The sequence below is a fragment of the Cytobacillus sp. Hz8 genome (genome assembly GCF_042263505.1).
Taxonomy (GTDB): domain Bacteria; phylum Bacillota; class Bacilli; order Bacillales; family Cytobacillaceae; genus Bacillus_BE.
Window position 1 is genome coordinate 113,327 of sequence record NZ_JBHKFI010000013.1, and the last position, 7,251, is coordinate 120,577.

General features: G+C 38.3%; 6 protein-coding genes. All 6 read left to right on the forward strand.

Annotation, left to right across the window (positions count from 1 at the left end):
• The first annotated feature begins 127 nt into the window (after positions 1-127).
• The 6 genes from ACE38V_RS15890 to ACE38V_RS15915 all read left to right on the forward strand — a co-directional run bounded on the left by ACE38V_RS15890 (position 128) and on the right by ACE38V_RS15915 (position 7,080).
• The gene (locus ACE38V_RS15890; RefSeq protein WP_375842684.1) at positions 128-1,360 is read left to right on the forward strand and encodes an aminopeptidase; all 1,233 of its coding nucleotides are present in this window, start codon (positions 128-130) and stop codon (positions 1,358-1,360) included.
• A 125-nt stretch (positions 1,361-1,485) separates the two neighbouring features.
• A complete protein-coding gene (mscL, locus tag ACE38V_RS15895) occupies positions 1,486-1,878 on the forward strand; it encodes a large conductance mechanosensitive channel protein MscL (protein ID WP_375842686.1) in 393 nt (130 codons plus the stop codon).
• A gap of 64 nt (positions 1,879-1,942) precedes the next feature.
• Positions 1,943-2,578, forward strand: coding sequence for a Bax inhibitor-1/YccA family protein (locus ACE38V_RS15900; protein WP_375842687.1), 636 nt, complete (start codon positions 1,943-1,945; stop codon positions 2,576-2,578).
• A gap of 415 nt (positions 2,579-2,993) precedes the next feature.
• Positions 2,994-3,479 (forward strand): MarR family winged helix-turn-helix transcriptional regulator, encoded by a 486-nt coding sequence (locus ACE38V_RS15905; RefSeq protein WP_375842688.1) that lies wholly within the window; start codon positions 2,994-2,996, stop codon positions 3,477-3,479.
• Positions 3,473-5,200 (forward strand): ABC transporter ATP-binding protein, encoded by a 1,728-nt coding sequence (locus ACE38V_RS15910; RefSeq protein ID WP_375842690.1) that lies wholly within the window; start codon positions 3,473-3,475, stop codon positions 5,198-5,200. Before ACE38V_RS15905 ends, ACE38V_RS15910 begins: the two co-directional genes overlap by 7 nt.
• On the forward strand, positions 5,197-7,080 hold the full coding sequence (locus ACE38V_RS15915; protein WP_375842692.1) for an ABC transporter ATP-binding protein: 1,884 nt from the start codon (positions 5,197-5,199) through the stop codon (positions 7,078-7,080). The genes ACE38V_RS15910 and ACE38V_RS15915 overlap by 4 nt, the downstream gene beginning before the upstream one ends.
• Positions 7,081-7,251 lie beyond the last annotated feature (171 nt).

Sequence of the window (7,251 nt, forward strand, 5' to 3'; positions counted from 1 at the left end):
ACTAATGAAACTAAAAAATCCCCATTTTTTCCTACCAGAAAACCATATAAACTTACGGGGATATAATTTCCTTTTTTTACATAAAAGGGCTAAAATAAGAATAACGAATATAAAAGGAGAAAACATGATGACAAATTTCCAAGAAAACTTAGAAAAATATGCTGAATTAGTAGTAAAAGTGGGAGTGAATGTTCAAAAAGGGCAAACGGTCGTAATTAATACGAAATTAGAAGCGGTTGACTTAGTACGCTTAATTGTTAAAAAAACATATGAAGTTGGGGCAAGAGATGTCATTGTCAACTGGAACGACGACCAAGTTTCTCGTATCCGGTATGATTTAGCACCAGATGATGTATTTCTTGAATATCCAAAATGGCGAGCAAAAGAAACGGAAGAACTTGCCGAAAATGGAGCAGCCTTTATTGCAATTGATTCATCTAACCCGGATTTATTAAAAGGAGTTGATCATACTCGCATCGCGAATTTCCAAAAAGCCGCAGGTAGTGCCCTTCAGACTTACCGCCGTTATGTCCAATCTGATAAAGTAAGTTGGACCGTCATTGCCGCACCATCTGAAGCTTGGGCTGATAAGGTATTTCCTAATGAGCCAAAGGAAAATCGCGTTTCCAAACTATGGGATGCCATCTTTTCATCTACTCGAATTAATGAAGCAGACCCTGTTGCCGCTTGGAAAAACCATGATCAAACCTTACATGAAAAGGTGCAATATTTAAACACAAAAAGATATCATAAATTGCATTACAAAGCACCTGGAACAGACCTTACAATCGAATTACCTGAAAAGCATTTATGGGTTGGAGCCGGCAGCCATAATGCCAAAGGTGATGAATTCATGGCGAATATGCCGACTGAAGAAGTTTTTACAGTTCCTCTAAAGACAGGCGTGAATGGGGTTGTTTCCAGTACGAAGCCATTAAGCTATGCAGGAAACATCATCGACCAATTTACCATTACATTTAAAAATGGCCGTATTGTGGATGTGACAGCAAAAGAAGGAGAAAAAATCTTAAAAGGTCTTGTAGAAACTGATGAAGGCTCACATTATTTAGGGGAAGTCGCATTAGTCCCATTTAATTCTCCTATTTCACAATCAAACCTTTTATTCTATAATACTTTATTTGATGAAAATGCTTCTAACCACTTAGCTATTGGAAGTGCCTATGCATTTTGCATCGAAGACGGAAAGCAAATGTCGAAGGAAGAACTTGCCGCTAATGGTCTTAACGAAAGCCTTACACATGTAGATTTCATGATTGGCGGAAAGCAAATGGACATCGACGGAATCACTTCTGACGGAAAAACGGAGCCAATTTTCCGTAATGGCGATTGGGCATTTTAATCAACAAAATGCTAAAAAAACTTGGCTGTCACATTTTTTCTTGTGCCGGCTATTTTTTTTCAATCCGCATAGCCTAATCCTTATAGAGATTTTCTACATGACATAAAGCAGGAGGATAAATATATATGTGGCAGGATTTTAAGAAATTTGCCCTAAAAGGCAATGTAATTGATCTCGCAATTGGTGTCATTATTGGTGGTGCCTTTGGTAAAATCGTTTCATCTCTTGTTAAGGACATGATTATGCCCTTAATCGGCTTACTGCTTGGAGGCATAAGTTTCACAAAACTTGAATATTCATTAGAGGACGCTACAATAAAATATGGGCTGTTTTTGCAAACCGTTGTGGATTTTCTGATTATTGCCTCTTCTCTCTTTTTCTTCGTCCGCATTCTTAATCGCTTAAAAAGAAAAGCAGATCCACCTGCAGAAGAGATAAAAGTAGACCGCCAAGAGGAATTGCTCACGGAAATTCGCGATTTACTTCAAAAACAAGTCAATCTTTCGAAAGAAAATTGAAACTTCCCGTCCATTCAACCGTATTACTAAAAAAACAATTCATTATTAGAGGTGAAGAAATTTTATGTATGCACAAACAACAAATCGGTACATGCCTTCTGTTTTGAGGACATTTGCCTTATCTTTAGCCATTGCTTTTATTGGCACAATGGCAGGAGTATTTGTTCCGCCATCCCTGTTTCTCCCATTAGCGATTCTTGAATTTATTATGTTAATCGGCGCCTTTTTCCTTAGAAGAAAAAAAGCTATTTCCTATTCTTTCGTCTATGCCTTTACGTTTATTTCAGGAATAACCACATACCCCATTATCGCACACTATGTTGCAACAATAGGCGCTAACCTAGTATTATCAGCGCTTGGAACGACAACGGTAGTATTCGCAGGACTTGCTGTTTATGCCACAACCACGAAAAGGGATTTGTCTTTCTTAGGCGGTATGCTAATGGCTGCGCTCCTTGCTCTTGTTGCAATCTCGATTTTCAACATCTTTTGGCCATTAAGCTCAACGGCCATGCTCGCCTACTCTTTTATTGGAGTACTCGTTTTTAGTGGCTACGTTTTATTTGATTTCAATCGTATGAAACATTATCGCGTTAGTGCCGAGGATATCCCTTTAATGGCGCTAAACCTCTATCTTGATTTTATCAATCTGTTCATTAGTATTTTAAGAATCTTTGGTATTTTGGGTAGTGATGATTAATCAATAATAAGGAACGGTCCAGGATCTCTCATAAGAGATCCTGTTTTTTTGCCTTTTTTAAAGAAAACTCGCTGATTGGCGAGCCTTCAGTCGAAGACAGAGGCGTAGTTCACCGAAAAAAAGAAGAACTCTTTTTTCGGCTGCGAAGCGTCTCTCAGAAGCCTCCCTTTGTGCACTTATACTTAATTCCTAAAATTGGCTTCTACGTCGAATTTTCATCATTGCTGCCAATTTATACTTTCTTTAAGTACAAGAAAAGCCCTAAAATAATGGGTATTTTTATGGATCTATGTTTTCAATTGACATCTGAGTAGTAGGGGGTATACTATCTAAATTAGTTAATTAAATTAATTATTCATTTTTGGACAGTTTTATATTGTACTTTTCGCACATAGACAAAAGGAGGTGTTGCCAGATGGATCAAAACCCTGAAATCGATCTGACAAAAACAGTGCTTCTTTCCTTTAGGGAAATTCACAAGCTTTTTCGAAAATGGGGTTTAGACGTTATTTCAAAGAGCGATTTAACAATGCCACAGTTTTGGATTTTGCAGGTCATTCAAGCTGGAGAGGTAATGCCGCAAAAGACTTTAGTAGAGCATCTACAATTCTCTAAAAGCACTCTCAGTACAAGCATCGAAGGTTTAGTCTCATCAGGCTTATTAGAAAGGATCATCCCACAAAATAATCGCAGAGAGGTCCAGCTCCAACTAACTGATGCAGGCGAACAAAAAGTACAAGAAATCTTTGAGGACCCTGATGGTCTTTACCAAAAGATGAATCGTGCCTTAACACAATTACCAAACGAGAAAATCAATACGCTCATTTCGATTCATACTGAATTATATGAATTATTATCCGGTAGATTAAAGACCAGCCTTGGAGGAGATCAACGTTGTTAAAATTATTTCGTCATTTGAAGCCTTTTGCTTGGCTTATTACAGGGGTACTCTTTTTCGTCTTTATTCAATCTATGTCAGAATTATATTTACCAACCTTAATGGCTGACATCATTGATACTGGAGTCATAAAAGGAGATACGCATTATATTGTCAAAATTGGAATGCTCATGCTAGGTGTTTCAGCAGGTGGTGCAATTTGTTCGGTTTTAGTCAGCTATCTATCCGCAAAAACATCCATGGGATTCGGAAAGCTCTTACGTAAAAAAGTATTTTCGCATGTAGAGAATTTTTCTCTTCATGAATTCGATAAAGTAGGGACGGCTTCTTTAATTACGCGGACAACCAATGATATAACGCAGATTCAGTTTGTGCTCGTTATGCTGATGCGTATGGTGCTTAGCGCCCCCATTATGTTTGTTGGCGGTGTTATTATGGCGGTATCGAAGGATGCAAAGCTTTCCCTTGTCATTCTTGCGATTACACCGATATTAATGATTACGATTATTTTGGTGCAAAGAAAAGCCCTTCCCCTATTTAAAATGGTGCAAAAGAAAGTCGATAAATTAAACTTGATTCTTCGTGAAGGAATGATTGGAGTTCGGGTGGTTCGTGCCTTTAATCGTGACTCCTATGAACAAGAAAGATTTGAAAAAGCAAACCATGATTTAATGAATGTTTCGATTAAGGTCAACAAAATTATGGCCTTTATGATGCCTGTTATGTTATTAATTTTCAATTTAACCTCCGTTGCCATCCTTTGGTTCGGCGGAATACGAATTGATCATGGCAGTATGGAAATTGGCGACTTAATGGCTTTTATCCAATATGTCACTCAAATTATGTTTGCCTTAATGATGGCTGCGATGATGTTTGTGATGATTCCTCGTGCATCCGCTTCAGCTGTTCGTATTAATGAAGTGTTGGAATTAGAACCAAGCATTGTCAATCCAAAAAACACTCAATCTAGTGACCAGAAACATGGCTATATCGAATTTGACCATGTGGCATTCAGCTATCCAGGCGCAGAAATGTCGGCTTTAGCGGATATTTCCTTTAAGGCTACACCGGGTCAGGTAACAGCCATTATCGGTGGAACCGGTTCTGGTAAATCGACTCTCGTCAATCTTGTACCAAGATTTTATGACATTAGCTCTGGAACCATTCGAATAAATGGCGTTGATATCACTCAAATGTCCCAAGAGGATTTGCGATCCAAAATAGGCTTTGTTCCACAAAAGGCAATCATCTTTTCCGGAACCATAAATGAAAACATTCGTTATGGGAAAGAGGATGCAACGGATGATGAAGTCAAACATGCTGCTCAAACAGCACAGGCAGCTGACTTCATTGAAAAAATGGAAGAAGGATATGATTCCTATATAACACAAGGCGGAACAAATCTTTCCGGTGGTCAAAAACAACGCCTATCCATTGCTCGTGCTTTAGTACGAAAACCAGATATTTATGTTTTTGACGATAGTTTTTCAGCTCTAGACTTTAAAACAGATGCCAAACTGCGTGCTGCACTCCAAAAGGAAACTGGTGATGCCAGCGTCCTAATTGTGGCTCAACGTGTAAGTACTGTCTTAAATGCTGACCAAATTATCGTTCTTGACGAAGGAAAAATCGCAGGAATTGGAACTCACAGGGAATTATTAGAAACATGCTCCGTTTATCGAGAAATCGTAGAGTCCCAATTGTCTAAGGAGGAAATCGCATGAGTGAGGAAAAACAACAAGCCACGCGCAACCGTGGTCCGGTTCGAGGACCACGACCTGGCGGTGGTCCCGGCGGCATGATGGTTCAAGGTGCAAAGGTAAAGGATTTCAAGGGAACACTAACGCGATTACTCACTTATTTAAAATCAAGAAAATTCCATCTAATAGCGGTATTTTTAACCGCCATTATTAGCACAGTTTTCATGATTGTTGGTCCGAAACTGATGGGAAAAGTGACCACTAAAATCTTTGAAGGTCTTATGATGAAATTTAAAGGGGTACCAGGGGCAGAGATTGATTTTGACTATGTAGGAAAAATATTACTCATCTTAATAGGACTTTATGTCATCAGTGCCCTCTTTAGTTACTTACAGCAATACATTATGGCCGGAGTTGCTCAAAAAGTAGTCTACGACTTAAGATCAGCCGTCGATGAAAAGCTAGGCCGCCTGCCTCTTAAATATTATGATAATCATTCACATGGTGATACGTTAAGCCGTGTAACTAATGATATCGATACGATTGGTACGACCTTACAGCAAAGTATTACACAATTTATCACATCATTTATCACGATTATCGGGATTATTATCATGATGCTAACCATTAGCCCAATGCTTACACTGATTAGCATTGCTGCGACCGGAATTTCCGTTTTTGTTCTTAAGCCAATTATGGTCCGTTCACAAAAATACTTTGCTAAACAGCAGCGCTCGCTTGGTCAATTGAACGGTCACATTGAAGAGATGTATACAGGACATCCCATTATTAAAGCATTTAGTCATGAAGAAAAAGCAAAAAAACAATTTGATGAAGTAAATGAACAATTATACGATGCTGGTTGGCGTGCACAATTTATTTCCGGGGTTATCATGCCATTAATGTCTTTTGTCAGTAATCTCGGTTACGTCTTCATCTGTATTGTTGGTGGTATTTATGTAACAAAAGGCTTTATTACGGTCGGTGATATTCAAGCCTTTATCCAATATTCAAAGCAGCTCTCTCAACCGATTACACAAACAGCGAATATCGCCAATATTATTCAATCCACCATCGCGGCAGCTGAACGTGTATTTGAACTATTAGATGAGCCAGAACAAATAGAAGAAACTGTAAAGGTAGAACAATTACCTTCTGTAAAAGGAAAAGTCTCCTTTGAACATGTAGATTTTGGCTACACAGATGATAAGATCATTATCCAAGATATGAATATCGATGTTCAGCCAGGACAGACCGTGGCTATCGTTGGTCCTACAGGTGCCGGAAAAACAACCTTAATTAACCTTTTAATGCGATTCTATGAATTAAATAATGGTGCGATTAAAATTGATGACATCGATATCAAAGATATTTCACGTGAAGAATTACGGAAAACATTTGGAATGGTGCTACAGGATACATGGCTATTCAATGGAACGATAAAAGAAAATATTGCCTATGGTCGTCTCAATGCAACAGAGGAAGAAATTTATAAGGCAGCCAAAGCAGCTCATGCCGACCATTTTATACGGACATTGCCAGATGGCTATGATACGGTCCTTAATGAAGAAGCATCTAATATTTCTCAAGGTCAACGACAATTATTAACGATTGCGCGTGCCATTTTAGCCAACCCTCCTATTATGATCTTAGATGAAGCGACAAGTAGCGTAGATACTCGGACAGAAGTATTCATTCAAAAGGCCATGACAACCTTAATGCAAGGTCGAACAAACTTTGTCATCGCTCACCGATTATCTACAATTAGAGATGCCGACATTATCCTTGTTATGAATCATGGAACGGTTATTGAACAAGGAAATCATCTTGAATTGCTTGCGAAAAATGGCTTCTACGCTGATTTATATAATAGCCAATTTGCTGAACAAAAGCCCGCTGTTTAATTTAGCAAAAGCAGTAAAATGATTTTAAAAGAAAGGGACTGGCACTTTAAAATGTACCCTATAGAATAGACACTTAAAAAAGTGCTCTTTCTATAGGGTATTTTTTGTATAATTTAAAGAACAACATAGAGAAATACGCGGAGATGGAGAATTATGAGTAAAAAATTGTTT

What these genes read in the sequence shown, in the direction of transcription:
- ACE38V_RS15890 (WP_375842684.1), top strand. Translation starts at nt 128, where the DNA reads ATGACAAATTTCCAAGAAAACTTAGAAAAATATGCTGAATTAGTAGTA.
- mscL (WP_375842686.1), top strand. Translation starts at nt 1,486, where the DNA reads ATGTGGCAGGATTTTAAGAAATTTGCCCTAAAAGGCAATGTAATTGAT.
- ACE38V_RS15900 (WP_375842687.1), top strand. Translation starts at nt 1,943, where the DNA reads ATGTATGCACAAACAACAAATCGGTACATGCCTTCTGTTTTGAGGACA.
- ACE38V_RS15905 (WP_375842688.1), top strand. Translation starts at nt 2,994, where the DNA reads ATGGATCAAAACCCTGAAATCGATCTGACAAAAACAGTGCTTCTTTCC.
- ACE38V_RS15915 (WP_375842692.1), top strand. Translation starts at nt 5,197, where the DNA reads ATGAGTGAGGAAAAACAACAAGCCACGCGCAACCGTGGTCCGGTTCGA.